The following is a 15356-nucleotide window of genomic DNA, read 5'->3' as shown; positions in this document are numbered from 1 at the left end:
GGTTTTTCTTTGCCTTGAGTGATTTGAGATACCCCATGTGGGAAGAACGTTATTCCGGCTCCGACGATTACGTCTTTGGCACCACCCCCGCCCAATTCCTGCGCGATCACAACCAATACCTGACCGCTGGCCGCACGGCGCTTGCGGTGGCCGACGGCGAAGGCCGCAACTCGGTCTACATGGCGCAAAAGGGCCTTGAAGTCACCGCGCTCGAGTTCGCCCCCACCGCCATCGCCCGCGCCCATGATTTGGCCACAGCCAAAGGCGTGACGCTCGACATCCGCCAAACCGACATCCTGCGCGATACGTGGCCCGCGGAGACCTACGACCTTGTCGCCGGCATCTTCATTCAGTTCGTCGGCCCTGACGGCCGCCGGATCCAGTTTCAGCGTATGAAAGAGGCCACAAAACCCGGCGGTCTCGTGATGCTGCACGGCTACACGCCCAAACAGCTGGAGTTTGGCACCGGCGGCCCGCCGTTTCGCGAAAACATGTACACCGACGTCATCTTGCGCGCCGCCTTTGTCGGCTGGGAGATCCTTGAGTGCCGCGAATATGAACGTGAGGTCCAAGAAGGCCGCGGCCACTCCGGCATGTCAGCGCTGATTGATTTTGTGGCAAGGAAGCCCACCGAATGAAGCCTATTTTCGCCGCATTGGCCGCCGTATTGTTTCAGGCACTGCCGGCAAACGCCACGTCTTGTCCCGGCATCCACTTCTATCCGCCAGAGTGGCCGCAGGAGAAAAAGGATCAGCAAGCGGCCTATTGGTTGTTCTATGCCGACCCTTTGAAAGATCCCAACACACTGCTGGTTTACGGCTCCTTTGCACAAACCAGTTCCGGCCCTAGGCAACACGACGTTGACCTGCGTTCAAAGCGTGATCAAAACAACACGTCGAACACCGCTGAAACATCCGCCGTCTATGCCGAATTCACTTATGTCAACGCGCTCACATTCACTGGTGTTCACCTCACGGAGGGCGAAGCAGTTCCGATCAACATCGCGGAAACCACAATCACCGTTCCAATCGACTACAATTACTACATCGGCCATCTCCCGCGCGTTGGCGAGGAGTTGGTCGGCTTTTTGACCAAAGAACAAGCCATCCAATTGGACGACGACACCCCCTACACCTATCGTGTCACCTCAGCCGCCTGCCCGGCTTATTTCTCCGCCTCGCCGAGCCTGATTGAACTGCTGAAGTCCTGCACCGCGCCCCAGAACACTTGCCGAGAACTTTTGTACGGCGGGAAATAGGCCTTCGCCCTTTACGACCCGCAAGCACGCTGTTCAGATAATCGCGCGGTCCCCTTTGGCCCACTTGACCGCTTCAAGCCCGTCAAACGCCAGCGACGCGACATCCACCACCAGCAACACCAGCAAAAGCGTCGCATAGCACCCGCTCACCCCGTCAAACATCGCAGGCCGCAGGATCAGCACCACAACCAACGGCAGCCAAAACACCAAATGCGGAAAGGCCAGCGCGGCAGAAAATCCGCGTGCCCGCATCAGGATCGGCATGTTGAACGCCAGTCCTGCCACGCTCAGCCAAGCCACCCAAATCGCCGACGGATGTGCCCCCAGAAAGAACATTGGCGAGAAATTGACCGGCGCCAGAATAACCACCATCCAAATCCTCACCCAAAGTGGAAGTCTTTGAAAGCTGCCCCAAATCTCACCGACCATCTGCCACTCCTGTTCCGACGCGATACCCGAGCTGACAATAGACTAATCTCTGCGGCTGCCATACCCTGACGTATAGACCACCAACGTCACAGCCGATCAAAGAGGTCGGGCAACAGGCATTTACGGAGGGACTTCAAACCAATGAATAAATTTAAAGCATTTCATACTCTTATCGCCGGTGCAGCCAGCATTTTGCTGTGCACAGCCTCACTGAGTCACGCGTCAGAAGACGTCTTGCCGACCAAAGGCGACAGCATCGAGACTTTTTGGAAGGCCAAGTACTGGACGATCTTCAAAAATTCCACGCGGCAATCCTGTTTCATTGAATGGCGCAGTGAACACAGCGTTGTTCAGGCCGGTTTGACGCAATCTCGGAATTTCGCCTACCTCGGGGCCTTCGTGACAAATTACGAACCTGCCGAAGGCGAGCATCCCATCGCTATAACCCTGAACGGCAATATTTACGTCGGAAGCTCCACAACCGTTTCGCGGACGTTGTCCGGAGGGCTCAAGGGCGGCTACATCGTTTTTGACGATCCACGCTTCATTGACGACCTTGTCGAAGCGCGTGAGTTTTTTGCCTTTAGCAACACCGCGAGCTCGGTGACGGTGAAGCTCAAAACGCCCCAGAACGCGATCAACAGGGCGCAGGATTGCATGGACACTTTCTAGGTCACCAACACTCCGGCTCCACACTACAAAAATGGGGCGGTGCCAAAAGCGCCGCCCTTTTTCTTTCGCATGGTTGCGACAGCCCCGCAAAGGGCGGTCGCTCCATTCAGCCAGCCGCAGCCACGGCGCGCTTGGTCAGCACGGCCACCAGATGCGCACGATATGCCGCTGTGCCATGCAGGTCGGCAATCATGCCATCCGCACCTGGCGCCGCAGGCACCGCATCCGCGGAGAAATTCGCCGACAGCGCTTCTTCGGCGGCGGTCCAGCGATGCACGCCTTCCTCGGACGCGCCTGTTACTGCAACGCGCACACCGTCCGAGAATTTGGCAACAAACACACCCACCAGCGCAAAGCGCGACGCGGGTTGTTCGAACTTTTGATAGTTCGACGCCTCAGGTACGGGGAAGCGCACCTCGGTGATGATCTCACCTTCGTTGAGCGCCGTGGTGAACATTCCTTGGAAATAGTCATCCGCGGCAATCTCACGCGCATTGGTGACGATGGTCGCGCCACTGCCCAGCGCAGCCGCCGGATAACAGGCCGCGGGATCGTTGTTGGCCAACGAGCCGCCAATGGTGCCACGGGCACGCACAGCCGGATCACCAATGCCACCGGCCAAGGCCGCAAGACCTGGATAGGCCGACGCACCCGCCGCCACAGCAGCGTGATTTGTCGCGCCGCCAATGCACAGCGCGCCGTCATCACCGGTGCAGATGCCCTGCATCTCGGAAATACCCAGCAGGCTCACAACCTTTGTGGGGCTCGCCAAGCGCTGTTTCATTGTGGGCAGCAATGTCTGCCCCCCACCCAGCGCTGTGGCATCCTCATCGCCCAGCGCGGCAACCGCGTCGGCAATGCTCGAGGGTTTCTCAAACTCGAAGTTATACATAGCTAATCCTCCCTCAGCCGTTCATGGCCTGCCAGACGCGCGACGGCGACACTGGCATATCGATATGATGAATGTCGTGACCACCAGAGCGTAGCGCGTTCACGACCGCATTCACAACCGCTGGCGGCGACCCAATCGCTCCGGCCTCGCCGCAGCCTTTCACGCCCAACGGGTTGTGTGTGCATGGCGTCTGACACGAGTGATCAACGCCATAGAATGGCACGTCACTGGCCCGCGGCATCGCATAGTCCATATAGGACGCGCTCAGCAGCTGACCGTTCTCGTCATAAGCGGCATTTTCCAACAGCGCCTGACCAATGCCCTGCCCGATACCACCGTGAACTTGTCCGTCCACAATCATCGGGTTCACAACATTGCCAAAGTCATCTGCAGCATTGAATGCCTCGATGGTGACTTTGCCGGTGTCCGGATCAACTTCGACCTCACAGGCATAGGCGCCTGATGGATAGGTAAAGTTGGCGGGATCATAAAACGCAGTCTCTTCCAGACCGGGTTCAATGTCCTCAAGCGGATAGTTGTGCGGCACATAAGCGGCCAGCGTCACATCACCCCAAGCCACGGACTTATCCGTACCCGCAACCGAGAATGTGCCGTCCTTAAGCTCGATGTCTGCCTCAGCGGCTTCCATCAAGTGCGCAGCGATCTTCTTGGTCTTGGCGATGATCTTCTCGGTCGCGCGCACCATGGCGGAGCCACCAACAGCCAGCGAACGCGAGCCATAGGTGCCCATGCCCATTGGTGCTTTGTCAGTGTCACCATGCTCGATCTCGACCATGCTTTCGTCGATCCCGATCATTTCTGCAATCACCTGTGGAAAGGCTGTCTCATGCCCCTGCCCGTGACTGTGCGAACCGGTCATCACGACAAGACCACCCGTGGCGTTCACGCGCACTGTGGCACTTTCATAAAGACCCGCACGTGCACCCAGCTGCCCTACAAGGTTAGACGGCGCAATACCGCAAGCCTCGATATAGCAGTTGATGCCAAGACCGCGCAGCTTACCGCGGGCTTCGCTTTCCTTGCGGCGCGCTTCAAAGCCGGACAGATCTGCCATCTTCTCAAGCACATCCATCGTGGCGTGATAGTCACCGGTGTCATATTCCACCGCCACAGGCGTGGCATATGGGAATTCGGTGATGAAGTTCTGACGACGCAACGCAATTGGATCAACACCCAACTCCATTGCGGCTTTGTCCACCACGCGCTCCAGCTGATACGTCGCCTCAGGGCGCCCAGCGCCGCGATATGCGTCTACCGGTACCGTGTTGGTAAAGACCGCTTTCACGTTCACATAGATCAGCGGCGTCTTATAGTTACCCGCCATCAATGTGCCATGCAGCCACGTGGGAACGGACGGCGCAAAGGTCGACAGATACGCGCCCATGTTGGCCATCGTGTCTGTGCGCAGCGCGGTAAAGTTGTTGTCCGCATCCAGCGCCAACTGAATGGTTGTCACGTGGTCACGCCCATGCGCGTCCGAGATAAACGCCTCAGAGCGGGTCGAGGTCCACTTGACCGCACGGTTCAGAGCCTTGGCCGCAAAGGTGCAGAAGGCTTCTTCGGCATAGTGGAAAATCTTGGTGCCAAAGCCTCCGCCCACATCAGGTGCCACAACGCGCAGCTTGTGCTCAGGGATCCCCAGAACAAACGCACCCATCAAAAGACGGATCACATGCGGGTTCTGGCTTGTTGTAAACAGGGTTGAGTTGCCGCTGGCACGCTCAAAGTCGCCAATCGCCACGCGTGGCTCCATCGGGTTTGCCACCAGACGGTTGTTGCGCAGCTCAAGCGTGGTCACATGCGCCGCTTCTGCAAACGCGGCTTCTACCGCAGGCTTGTTCTCCTCAACAAAGCCCCAGTCGTAACAAAGGTTGCTTGTCAGATCGTCGTGCACCTTGGTGGAGCCATCCACCAAAGCAGAAGCCATATCAACAACGGCGGGCAGCTCTTCGATGTCAACTTCGATCGCCTCGGCGGCGTCACGCGCTTGCTCGACGCTTTCGGCCACAACAGCTGCGATCTGATCGCCCACATAGCGTACCTTGCCTTGGGCCAGCACGGGGTGCGCGGGCTCTTGCATGGCGTTGCCGTGTTTGTCTGTCACTTCCCATCCACAGGGAATGCCACCCACGCCTTCGAAATCAGCGCCGGTAAAAATCTTGACCACCCCGGGCATCGCGCTTGCAGCATCCAGATTGATCGATTTGATCCGACCATGCGCCACGTCAGAGCGCAGGAAATGCACATAAGCCTGACCGTTGACGTTCATATCGTCGGTATAGTTGCCGGTTCCGCTTAGAAACCGGATGTCTTCGCGCCGCTTAGGACTGGCGCCGATGCCATGATCTTTTGGCATGGTATTCCTCCCTATGGGCCAAAGCGGGCCTCAGTCGTTCTGACTGGCCTCGCGCCATTGGCCGTGATCCATAAAATCCGCACCCACGCCTCCTCTGCGCGGGGACAGGTCTTATTCTGCGGCGATGCCGCTCACGTCTTGACCGCTGGCCGCCATGATCGCCTTAACGATGTTGTGGTAGCCCGTGCAGCGACAGATGTTGCCTTCAAGATGGTGGCGCACTTCTGTTTCCGTCGGCTTGGGGTTGGTCTTAAGCAGATCCGCCGCCGACATGATCATGCCGGGTGTACAGAAACCGCATTGCAGACCGTGGTGGTCTTGAAACGCTTGCTGCAAAGTGTTCAGCGTGCCGTCGTCTGCTGCTTGACCTTCGATGGTCGACACAGCCGCGCCGTCCGCTTCCATCGCAAGCATGGTGCAGGATTTCACGGCCACGCCGTCCACATGCACAACACAAGCGCCACATTGGCTGGTATCGCAGCCGACGTGCGTGCCCGTCATTCCAAGGTTTTCTCGCAGAAATTGGCTCAGCAAGGTACGTCCTTCGGCATCCGCCGACATTTCCTTGCCATTCACAGTCAGGGTGACTTGTGACATTGGCTCCTCCCGATTTTAGCTATTGTCATTGGACGGGAGTAAAGCAGCCCCCTTGCAACTTGAGAACCCGCTTTTTGTGACATTTCAAAGTATCGGTCGTAGACATTGGTCGTAGCTGCGCCCGCAGCACGAAAAACAAGCCTTTGTTAAACACCCTTTTCGCGTGGCATTGGCCGCGTTGGGATTTCCTTGAGCAACCCGCCCACCCCCATGGCCGCGATATCGTCGTGGCTTACGTCCAAGCCACAGATCACCCGCTCAAGCACCCAATCCGCGCCATTCAGCGCAGGCGAGCGCGCACACCCCGGCAAACCAATCACGGCCTTTTCACCTAAGTTGCCGATAAACAACAGGTTTCCCGGGTCCACAGGCATGCCAAATCGCTCGACGTCTCCGCCCGCATCGCGCAACGCCTGTGGGGCCACATCCATCGGGTCCGACGTGGCTGATGCTGTGAGAACAAACACAATGTCACCTGGTGCTTCGGCAATGGCCGCAGCCAATGGGATGACTTCATGCGCGACCACGGCCCGCACGCTCAATGCCATGCCCATCCGCTCCACACGTCCCGCCATAGCACGGCGGCCCTTGTCCGAAGGCGTATCACCTATCGTGGTTTCGATCAGGGTTGCCGTCTCAAACACTGGCGGTACAAAGGACACGCCGCCTTCAGCGACGGAACAGGCCGCCTCCAAAGCATCCTCAGTCACTGCATAAGAAATAATCTTGATCGTCGCGATCATCCCGCCGTCATCGACGCGATGGTAATCCGGCACGGTGGCAATGGTGATCATCGGCTCCACCGCATTGATGCGGTGAATCACGTCGGCGTCCACGCGTATCAACCCACAGCCTTCAGCATATAGGTTCACCCGCCCCGCGCCGGCGCCTGTCGCGCGAATTCCTGTGACCCCAGTCAATACAGCCGCTGCCAATTGCGCCGCCGCCGTGTCTTCATCCACATCGCCCGCCTCAAGCCGCGCAACCGTGACCTCGGCAAATCCAGCCGCCGTCAGACGCGACACGTGGTCTGCGCTTAAAACAGTGCCTTTGGGAATGCGCCGATCCGCCACCAGCGAATGCGCCAATACCGCGCCTTCGGCCGCCGCGACCGGAACAGAACCAAACTTCATGCGCCTTTCCTCAGCACACGCAACATCTCGCCCATGATCGACACCGCAATCTCAGAAGGCGAAGCCGCACCAATATCAAGCCCAATGGGTCCATGAATGCGGCCAATGTCGCGGTCTCCGAAACCGGCCTCGTCAAGCCGCTCCACGCGCTTGCCGTGCGTCCGGGTGCTGCCCAAAGCCCCAATATAAAACGCAGGTGATTTCAGCGCGATATGCAGCGCCGGATCATCCAACTTTGGATCATGGGTCAACAGCACCAACGCGGTGCGCGCATCCAAACCAATCTGCTCCATCGCCTCATCAGGCCAGTCATCCAGAATAACCTCGCCGGGAAACCGCGCTTCCGAGCCAAAGGCGCTGCGTGGATCAACAACTATAGGATCAAACCCCGCTATGCGTGCCATCGGCACCAAGGCTTGCGCGATGTGCACAGCGCCAACAACCACCAGCCGCAAGGGCGGGTTGTGGATTGCGACAAACCGACCGTCATCTTCCACGCCCGAACGGTCCATGCGAAAGCGATCCTCAAAACCTTCTGTGGTCAGACGTCCACCACCGGTCTCCCCATCACAGACATAAGCCACCGCCGTCCTCGCGGCCCGCGCTGCCACCAGATCTGCCAAAACGTCCTCAGACAAGACGGCGCCCACTGGCTCCACCAACACCTTGATCGTGCCGCCACAGGCCAGTCCAACTGCAAACGCGTCGCCATCGCTGACGCCAAACTCCAAAAGAACGCCCTTGCCGGTCTCAAGGCTTTCCATCGCCTCCAGCATCACCGCGCCTTCCACACAGCCGCCCGAAACAGACCCTTCCAACTGACCATCGCCCGACACCACCATCTGCGCCCCCACGCGACGCGGCGCACTGCCCCATGTCTGCACCACCGTGGCCAGCGCCGCACCCCGTCCGGCACGATGCCACGCCAGCGCCAATTCCGGCGCACCTTGTAGGTTGTCAGCCATGATCATTCTCCAATTCCCTCAGCCCAAGATGGGCCGCCCCGTCGCAAATCTCAAGCGCCTCTCAGCCATCCATCGACGCCATCAACCGCGCTTTTTCGCCCAAATCATCAGGCCGCGATATCGCCTCGGCCAGCTCTTCCAATGTGGCAATCGAATGCCCCGCTCGAAAGCTGTCGACATGGGGCAACATCGCCTTGATGCCTTGCGCCTTGGCCGCAAAGCCCTCCCAGCGCAGCAACGGGTTGAGCCAGATCAGCCGCTTGGCCGACAACTGCAAACGCTGCATTTCTTTGGCCAAAGCCTCTGGATCGCCCCGATCCAGCCCATCCGAGATCAACAGCACCACGGCCCCCTGCCCCATGACACGCCGCGACCAGTCGCGGTTGAAATCATGCAGACATTCGCCAATGCGCGTGCCGCCTTCCCAGTCCTGCGCTTCAGCCCCCGCCGCCGCCAGCGCTGTATCCACGTCTCGCGTTGCCAGATGGCGCGAAATATTCGTGAGCCGCGTGCCAAAGGTAAACCCATACACTTTGGCCCACCCCGCGCCTTTGGTGTTGGCCACAGCATGGAGAAAATGCAAAACCATGCGGCTGTATTGGCTCATGGAGCCGGAAATATCGCAAATCACTACAAGGTTGGGCCAACGGATGCGCGGGCTCTTTTTTGCCAGCATCTGCAACTCCCCCCCCTGTCGCATGGAATTGCGCATGGTGGCCCGCCAATCCGGCCGATGCCCCAGCGGGTTGGCTTTGGTGCGCCGCGATTTGATCGGCTGCACGGGCAGTTTCATCCGCGACAACATGCGTTTGGCTTGAGCAATCTCTTCGGTGCTCATCTGCTCGAAATCCAGCGTGCGCAGCTTTTCCTCGGTGGAGATGGTCAGCGAGGCATCGATCTCGATCTCGGTGCCTTCTTCGCTCGCGGTCTGATCCTGCGGCATGTCCCGATTGGCGCCGTCCAGCAAGGCCTCAGCTGCGCGTTTCTCACCAGCCTGCCCCGCGCGCTCTTCTTGCACGCCGCGCACCGCTGGCAACATCATTGCCATCATGTGCTCCAAATAACGCGGATCGCGCCAATAAAGCCGAAAGACCTGCGAGAACACTGTGCGATGTTCGGGACGGGAGACAAAACAGGCGTGCAAGGTCCAAAAGAAATCCTGCTTTGACGTGAACCCCGCCGCCTCAACGGCGCGGATTGCGTCGATCACACGGCCCGGGCCAATTGGCAGCCCCGCCTTGCGCAGCGCGCGGGCGAACCATGTGATGTTTTGCGTCAGTTTGGGGTCGTCTGGAATATCAAGCGGCAGGTATTCAGGCATAAGTTACGACGGGGGACCAGCCCCCCGCACCCCCCGGGATATGTTTGGCAAGAGGAAGCATCAGGCCGGTTCAAGCGTGGCGCGGGCCTCGTCCAGCAGCCGCTTGGCTTCGCTGCCTTGCAGTTTGGCAATGTCATCCTGGTATTTCAGCACAGCCCCCAGCGTATCGGCGATCACCTCGGGGCTAAGTGTCAGGACATCCAATGCCAGAAGGCATTTGGCCCAGTCGATGGTTTCCGCAACGCCGGGCTTTTTGAACAGATCTTCGGTGCGCAAGGCTTGCACAAAACTGACAACTTCGCGGCTGAGGGCTTCTGCGGCTTCCGGCGCGCGGGATTTGAGGATCTCCATCTCGCGCTCGAAGTTGGGGTAGTCCACCCAGTGATAGAGGCAGCGGCGTTTCAGAGCGTCGTGCACTTCGCGTGTGCGGTTGGACGTCACAATCACAATCGGCGGCTCCGGCGCCTTGATCGTGCCGATCTCGGGGATCGTCACCTGAAAATCACTCAGGGCTTCAAGCAAAAACGCTTCAAACGGCTCATCTGTGCGGTCCAACTCGTCAATCAGCAGCACCGGCGCGCCACCCTCATGCGGCCGCATCGCTTTGAGCAGTGGCCGCTCCACCAGATAATCCGGCCCGAACAGCTCTTCTTGCAACATCGAGCGATCCGCGCCGCCGCTGGCCTCAGCTGTGCGGATGGCCACCATTTGGGCGGCAAAGTTCCATTCATAGACCGCGCTCGCCGCGTCCAACCCTTCGTAACACTGCAATCGGATCAGATCGCGCCCCATCGCAGCGGCAATCGCCTTGGCAATTTCGGTTTTGCCAACCCCGGCTTCTCCCTCAAGGAAAATCGGGCGCCCCAGACGCAGCGACAGAAACACCACAGTCGCCAAAGGCCGGCCACACACATAGCCTTGTGCGCCCAGCATCTCCTGGACTTGTTCAATGCTCTCTACCTGCGTCATAAGTGCCTCCCGGTTGCGCTCAGGCTGCGCATGCACACCTTCAAAGGTCAATACGCAGCCCCCGCGACAAAAGTTGTAGATTGTGCCGCTCTCACCAAATTTTTGCCGCAAATGGGGTCTAGCGTGCGGCATATAACAAGTGACCACGCGCGGCCCTCCCCGCGACGTAAGGTGCAAGGATTGAGATCATGCAGGATTCCCCGAATGGCTTTGACGTGCCAATGCTGGGTTTGAAAAAGGCCGACTGGCTGGCCAAACTGGAAGACATCGCCGAAGAACATGGTGACTTTCAGCCGCTCGGCGCGCGCCACTGCGCCACCCTGATCGAAGACAAACCGGTACTGCTGGTGACCTTTGAAACCATTCAGGGCATTCAAAAACGCGGCGACACCGGCCAGCCGCTTGGTTGGGAGTTGGTGCGCGAATTGGGGTGGTCCCACCTGTGTTTGCTATGTGATGGCAACACGTGGTTTCGCGACCCCGAAGTCATCGCCTATTTTGACCGGCTTTCGGATGACGGTTTCTTTGATGATTTTGATCAGGTCATTTTTTACGGCGCCGGTACCTGCGGCTACGCCGCTGCGACCTTTTCTCTGGCAGCTCCCGGCGCAACCGTTATTGCAGTGAAACCACAAGCGACTTTGGCCCCTGATATGGCTGGCTGGGATCACCGGTTTCCCGCGGCGCGCCGACAGTCTTTCGCGGGTCGTTACGGCTTTGCGCCGGACATGTTGGGCGGCGCTGACAAAGCCTATGTCATCTATGACCCGCTGGAACCCTTGGACGCTATGCACGCCGCGCTTTATCGCCGCCGCAATGTGGAATTGCTGCCAACCCCCCGCATGGGCAGCACGATTGAGCCGCAACTGCTTGAGATGCAGATTCTGTTCCGCATCATCGCCAAAGCCGGCGCCGGCAAGATGAGCCGACAGGCATTTTACAAACTCTACCGCGCGCGGCGCACACATCTGCGCTATCTCAACCGCCTTCTGGCCGACATAGAGACGCAAAAACGCCCGTTTATCAAAGCCTTGCTTTGCGCCAACGTGGCCCGACGCCTGCATGAACAACGCTTCATGCGCAAATTGGATCTCTTGGTGCAGGCCGCAGACGAAGGCCGTCTCGCCAGCTAATCTTGACAGATTGACGGGTTTGCCGGTCTCAGGGCTGGATTGCGCGGCCGCTTTTGTGTAAGCGGCCCTCATGACCCAAAGCTTGACGATTGCCCGCCCCGACGATTGGCACCTGCATCTGCGCGATGGCGCAATGCTGGCCGCTGTTCTGCCCGAAACCGCGCGTGATTTTGGTCGCGCGATCATCATGCCCAATCTGGTGCCGCCCGTCGTCACCGGCGCACAGGCCGCCGCCTATCGTGAGCGCATCCTTGCGGCCCTGCCCGAGGGCGCAGATTTCGCGCCTTTGATGACGCTTTATCTGACCGAAGATACCGATCCTGACGATGTCGCCGCGGCGCATGCCTCTGGTTTGGTCAAAGCGGTCAAGCTTTATCCCGCAGGCGCGACAACAAATTCGGCCTCCGGTGTGTCGAACTTTGAAAACGTGCGTGCCGTGTTGGAACGCATGGCCGAAATCGGCCTGCCGCTTTGCACGCATGGCGAAGTCACCGACCACGACATCGACATCTTTGATCGCGAAGCCGTCTTCATCGACCGTGTGCTCGACCCGATCCGCCGCGCCACTCCTGGCTTGCGCGTTGTGATGGAACACATCACCACAGCCAATGCGGCTGACTATGTGCGCAGCCAAGACGCCAACCTTGGCGCCACAATCACCACGCATCACCTGATCATCAACCGCAACCACATCCTCGTGGGCGGGATCAAGCCGCACTATTACTGCTTGCCTGTCGCCAAACGTGAAGAGCACCGCGTTGCCCTGCGTGCCGCAGCCACTTCCGGTGACGCGCGCTTCTTCCTTGGCACGGACTCAGCCCCGCACCTTGACGGCGACAAGCTTGCCCCCTGTGGCTGTGCCGGCTGTTTCACCGCCACCAACACCATGCCGCTACTGGCGCATGTGTTTGAAGAAGACGGCGCGCTGGACAAACTCGAAGGCTTCGCCTCGCTCAATGGCCCAGCGTTTTATCGCCTGCCAGTGAATGCCGCCAAACTAACGCTGCAAAAATCCGAGGCAGCTACGCAATTCCCTGAAAAAATCGACACCGAGAATGGCCCCGTGACCGTCTTTGATCCCGGCTACCCCATCCATTGGTCCGTCGCCCGCTAACGCTGCCCCCTATCTGCCTGCAGGAGCCCAACATGATCCCGACCGCTTTCCCGCCCAAAGAAGAAATCGCCCGCCTGACCGCCCGCATGTTGCTGGAAATTGGCGCTGTGAACTTCAACACCGATGAGCCGTTTACGCTGGCGTCCGGCCTGCCCTCACCCAGCTACATCGACTGCCGCAAGCTGATCTCCTTCCCGCGCATCCGCGCGACGTTGATGGATTTCATGACTGTGACGGTGATGCGGGACGCGGGTTTTGAAGCCTTTGACAACATTGCAGGTGGCGAAACTGCGGGCATTCCTTTTGCGGCACTGGTCGCTGAGCGCATGGCTCTGCCCATGACGTATGTGCGCAAGAAACCCAAAGGCTATGGCAAAAACGCCCGCATCGAAGGCGCCATGAGCGAAGGTGAACGCGTGTTGCTGGTCGAAGATCTGACCACCGATGGCGGCTCTAAATTGTCGTTTGTGGATGCCATCCGCGAGACCGGCGCGACCTGCGGCGACACCGCTGTAATTTTCTACTACGACATTTTCCCCGAGACCGAGAAAACCCTCGGCGACCATGGCGTCGCGCTGCATTACCTCTGCACATGGTGGGATGTTCTGGCCGAGGCCAAACGCCAACGCGTCTTCTCTGCGGACACGCTCGCCGAGGTTGAAACCTTCCTGAACGACCCGCGCGCATGGCAGGATGCCCGCAAAGGGTCGTAAAGGCTTTCGGCAAAAACTTGATCATTTGAGGCGCCATTTTTGGCGCCTCCAACACAAGATGTTGACGTTTCCCAGCCCGCTCTGACAAAATAGCGGCGGGCAAACTTATCCACAGGCGTTCCACACAAACATACAATTTGCCCTCGCCGCAGACGGTAGCGTAGAACGCTCTGCATCACTTTGCAGGCCAAAAACCGATTCAAAACACGGGCGCCCAAACGCCCGGCTCAGGGACAAACATGAACGAAATCGCCCCACTGAACGCCGCCCCTGCCCCCGAGGCAGCCGAAGCGGACCCGATGCCCCATTCCATTGAGGCCGAACAACAGCTTCTGGGCGCGATTCTGACCAACAACGATATTTTTGACCGTGTGGCCTCGGTGATCACCGCTGAGCATTTCTACGATCCGGTGCACGCCCGCATCTACGAAGTTGCCGCCGCCCGCATTGCCAAGAACAACCTTGCCTCGCCGGTAACGCTCAAGGCGTTTTTAGAAGACGACGAGGGTCTCAAGGAACTGGGCGGTCCCGCCTATCTCGCGCGCCTTGCTGGTGCCGCGATCTCGGCCTTTGCCGCACGTGACTATGCGCAGATGATCTATGACATGGCGATCCGCCGCGAACTCATTGGTCTGGGTGACAATATCTCGACTAAGGCGCGCAAGGCCGACGTGAAACTGGAACCCAAAGAACAGATTGTTGAGGCCGAACAGGCGCTTTACAAACTGTCCGAGCAAGGCCAGACGGAACGCGGATTTGTGAGCTTTCTCAAAGCGGTAACCGAAGCTGTTAACACCGCCAACGCTGCCTATCAGCGAGACGGCGGCCTCGCCGGCATCTCCACCGGCCTGATTGATCTGGACAAAAAACTCGGTGGCCTGCACCCGTCGGATTTGCTCATCCTCGCTGGTCGTCCCTCGATGGGGAAAACCTCGCTGGCCACCAACATCGCGTTCAACGTGGCCAAAGCCTACAAAAAAGGCATCAAGCCTGACGGCACCGAAGGCACCGTCGAAGGCGGCGTGGTCGGGTTTTATTCTCTGGAAATGAGCGCCGAACAGCTCGCCGCGCGGATCCTGTCAGAGGCGGCAGAAATCCCGTCCGAGCAGATCCGCAAAGGCGACATGACCGAGACCGAGTTCCGCCGCTTCGTCGAAGCCGCCAAATCGCTCGAAGCCTGCCCGCTCTATATCGACGACACACCCGCGCTGCCAATTGCGCAGCTCGCCGCCCGCGCCCGTCGTCTGAAACGCACCCACGGACTTGACCTGCTGATCATCGACTATCTGCAGCTCTGTCGCGGCACCGCCGAAAACCGTGTTCAGGAGATTGGCGAAATCTCAATGGGTATGAAAGCCATCGCCAAAGAGCTCAACATCCCTGTGATCGGCCTGTCCCAGCTGAGCCGGACCGTGGAAAGCCGTGACGACAAACGCCCGCAGCTCTCCGACTTGCGGGAATCAGGCTCGATTGAACAGGATGCCGACGTGGTGATGTTTGTGTTCCGCGAAGAATACTACGTGGAGCGCGAAAAACCTTCGGACGAAAAGCTCGACGAAATGGCTGGCTGGCAAGAACGCATGGAGCGTCTGCATGGTCGCGCCGAAGTCATCCTCGGCAAACAGCGTCACGGCCCCATCGGCACCGTCGATCTCAGCTTTGAGGGTCGTTTCACCCGCTTTGGCAACCTTGTGCAGCCTTGGCAACAAGACGGAAACGACGGCGACTTCTAGGGGCGCAAACCCTCACGCGCCCCGCCCAAACCGATTTCCCTTGACCCTTT

At 59.0% G+C, this 15356-nt stretch carries 15 protein-coding genes; 7 read left to right on the top strand and 8 right to left on the bottom strand.

Annotated elements, in window-relative coordinates; genetic code table 11:
• Positions 1 to 35: 35 nt before the first annotated feature.
• Both PG871_RS12580 and PG871_RS12575 read left to right on the top strand, forming a co-directional pair.
• Entirely contained in the window at positions 36 to 638 is a 603-nt protein-coding gene (locus PG871_RS12580) for an SAM-dependent methyltransferase (protein WP_270729777.1), read from the top strand.
• Positions 635 to 1258 (top strand): hypothetical protein, encoded by a 624-nt coding sequence (locus PG871_RS12575; RefSeq protein ID WP_270729776.1) that lies wholly within the window; start codon positions 635 to 637, stop codon positions 1256 to 1258. Before PG871_RS12580 ends, PG871_RS12575 begins: the two co-directional genes overlap by 4 nt.
• 33 nt (positions 1259 to 1291) lie before the next feature.
• Here PG871_RS12575 and PG871_RS12570 read toward each other — a convergent pair whose 3' ends face one another.
• A complete protein-coding gene (locus PG871_RS12570; RefSeq protein ID WP_270729775.1) occupies positions 1292 to 1630 on the bottom strand; it encodes a hypothetical protein in 339 nt (112 codons plus the stop codon).
• A gap of 198 nt (positions 1631 to 1828) precedes the next feature.
• Between PG871_RS12570 and PG871_RS12565 the strand changes: the two genes are divergently transcribed.
• Positions 1829 to 2359, top strand: coding sequence for a hypothetical protein (locus PG871_RS12565; protein WP_270729773.1), 531 nt, complete (start codon positions 1829 to 1831; stop codon positions 2357 to 2359).
• A gap of 106 nt (positions 2360 to 2465) precedes the next feature.
• Here the strand turns inward: PG871_RS12565 and PG871_RS12560 are convergent, their stop codons facing one another.
• The 7 genes from PG871_RS12560 to PG871_RS12530 form a co-directional block, all read right to left on the bottom strand.
• Entirely contained in the window at positions 2466 to 3251 is a 786-nt protein-coding gene (locus PG871_RS12560; protein WP_270729771.1) for an FAD binding domain-containing protein, read from the bottom strand.
• A 13-nt stretch (positions 3252 to 3264) separates the two neighbouring features.
• A complete protein-coding gene (locus tag PG871_RS12555; RefSeq protein WP_270729769.1) occupies positions 3265 to 5628 on the bottom strand; it encodes a xanthine dehydrogenase family protein molybdopterin-binding subunit in 2364 nt (787 codons plus the stop codon).
• A gap of 111 nt (positions 5629 to 5739) precedes the next feature.
• Positions 5740 to 6225 (bottom strand): (2Fe-2S)-binding protein, encoded by a 486-nt coding sequence (locus tag PG871_RS12550; RefSeq protein ID WP_270729767.1) that lies wholly within the window; start codon positions 6223 to 6225, stop codon positions 5740 to 5742.
• A gap of 146 nt (positions 6226 to 6371) precedes the next feature.
• The gene (locus PG871_RS12545) at positions 6372 to 7358 is read right to left on the bottom strand and encodes a molybdopterin-binding protein (protein ID WP_270729765.1); all 987 of its coding nucleotides are present in this window, start codon (positions 7356 to 7358) and stop codon (positions 6372 to 6374) included.
• Positions 7355 to 8323: an XdhC family protein gene (locus PG871_RS12540; protein WP_270729763.1), complete on the bottom strand. Its 969-nt coding sequence runs from the start codon at positions 8321 to 8323 to the stop codon at positions 7355 to 7357. The genes PG871_RS12545 and PG871_RS12540 overlap by 4 nt, the downstream gene beginning before the upstream one ends.
• Before the next feature lie 61 nt (positions 8324 to 8384).
• Positions 8385 to 9644, bottom strand: coding sequence for a vWA domain-containing protein (locus PG871_RS12535; protein ID WP_270729762.1), 1260 nt, complete (start codon positions 9642 to 9644; stop codon positions 8385 to 8387).
• 60 nt (positions 9645 to 9704) lie between these two features.
• A complete protein-coding gene (locus PG871_RS12530; protein ID WP_270729760.1) occupies positions 9705 to 10613 on the bottom strand; it encodes an AAA family ATPase in 909 nt (302 codons plus the stop codon).
• A gap of 188 nt (positions 10614 to 10801) precedes the next feature.
• Here PG871_RS12530 and PG871_RS12525 point away from each other — a divergent pair, with 188 nt between their 5' ends.
• The 4 genes from PG871_RS12525 to PG871_RS12510 all read left to right on the top strand — a co-directional run bounded on the left by PG871_RS12525 (position 10802) and on the right by PG871_RS12510 (position 15306).
• The gene (locus PG871_RS12525; protein WP_270729759.1) at positions 10802 to 11746 is read left to right on the top strand and encodes a phosphoadenosine phosphosulfate reductase; all 945 of its coding nucleotides are present in this window, start codon (positions 10802 to 10804) and stop codon (positions 11744 to 11746) included.
• Positions 11747 to 11816: 70 nt separating this feature from the next.
• Positions 11817 to 12860 (top strand): dihydroorotase, encoded by a 1044-nt coding sequence (gene pyrC / locus PG871_RS12520; protein WP_270729758.1) that lies wholly within the window; start codon positions 11817 to 11819, stop codon positions 12858 to 12860.
• 32 nt (positions 12861 to 12892) lie between these two features.
• Positions 12893 to 13573 (top strand): orotate phosphoribosyltransferase, encoded by a 681-nt coding sequence (locus PG871_RS12515; protein ID WP_270729755.1) that lies wholly within the window; start codon positions 12893 to 12895, stop codon positions 13571 to 13573.
• Positions 13574 to 13812: 239 nt separating this feature from the next.
• On the top strand, positions 13813 to 15306 hold the full coding sequence (locus tag PG871_RS12510) for a replicative DNA helicase (RefSeq protein WP_270729753.1): 1494 nt from the start codon (positions 13813 to 13815) through the stop codon (positions 15304 to 15306).
• Positions 15307 to 15356: the final 50 nt, after the last annotated feature.

Origin of the sequence: Shimia sp. Alg240-R146, from assembly GCF_947331465.1 — a bacterium.
In the GTDB taxonomy this organism is placed as follows: domain Bacteria; phylum Pseudomonadota; class Alphaproteobacteria; order Rhodobacterales; family Rhodobacteraceae; genus Shimia.
This window is presented reverse-complemented; position numbering and strand designations above follow the sequence as displayed.

What these genes read in the sequence shown, in the direction of transcription:
- PG871_RS12580 (WP_270729777.1), top strand. Translation starts at nt 36, where the DNA reads ATGTGGGAAGAACGTTATTCCGGCTCCGACGATTACGTCTTTGGCACC.
- PG871_RS12575 (WP_270729776.1), top strand. Translation starts at nt 635, where the DNA reads ATGAAGCCTATTTTCGCCGCATTGGCCGCCGTATTGTTTCAGGCACTG.
- PG871_RS12570 (WP_270729775.1), bottom strand. Translation starts at nt 1,630, where the DNA reads ATGGTGGTTATTCTGGCGCCGGTCAATTTCTCGCCAATGTTCTTTCTG.
- PG871_RS12565 (WP_270729773.1), top strand. Translation starts at nt 1,829, where the DNA reads ATGAATAAATTTAAAGCATTTCATACTCTTATCGCCGGTGCAGCCAGC.
- PG871_RS12560 (WP_270729771.1), bottom strand. Translation starts at nt 3,251, where the DNA reads ATGTATAACTTCGAGTTTGAGAAACCCTCGAGCATTGCCGACGCGGTT.
- PG871_RS12555 (WP_270729769.1), bottom strand. Translation starts at nt 5,628, where the DNA reads ATGCCAAAAGATCATGGCATCGGCGCCAGTCCTAAGCGGCGCGAAGAC.
- PG871_RS12550 (WP_270729767.1), bottom strand. Translation starts at nt 6,225, where the DNA reads ATGTCACAAGTCACCCTGACTGTGAATGGCAAGGAAATGTCGGCGGAT.
- PG871_RS12545 (WP_270729765.1), bottom strand. Translation starts at nt 7,358, where the DNA reads ATGAAGTTTGGTTCTGTTCCGGTCGCGGCGGCCGAAGGCGCGGTATTG.
- PG871_RS12540 (WP_270729763.1), bottom strand. Translation starts at nt 8,323, where the DNA reads ATGGCTGACAACCTACAAGGTGCGCCGGAATTGGCGCTGGCGTGGCAT.
- PG871_RS12535 (WP_270729762.1), bottom strand. Translation starts at nt 9,644, where the DNA reads ATGCCTGAATACCTGCCGCTTGATATTCCAGACGACCCCAAACTGACG.
- PG871_RS12530 (WP_270729760.1), bottom strand. Translation starts at nt 10,613, where the DNA reads ATGACGCAGGTAGAGAGCATTGAACAAGTCCAGGAGATGCTGGGCGCA.
- PG871_RS12525 (WP_270729759.1), top strand. Translation starts at nt 10,802, where the DNA reads ATGCAGGATTCCCCGAATGGCTTTGACGTGCCAATGCTGGGTTTGAAA.
- pyrC (WP_270729758.1), top strand. Translation starts at nt 11,817, where the DNA reads ATGACCCAAAGCTTGACGATTGCCCGCCCCGACGATTGGCACCTGCAT.
- PG871_RS12515 (WP_270729755.1), top strand. Translation starts at nt 12,893, where the DNA reads ATGATCCCGACCGCTTTCCCGCCCAAAGAAGAAATCGCCCGCCTGACC.
- PG871_RS12510 (WP_270729753.1), top strand. Translation starts at nt 13,813, where the DNA reads ATGAACGAAATCGCCCCACTGAACGCCGCCCCTGCCCCCGAGGCAGCC.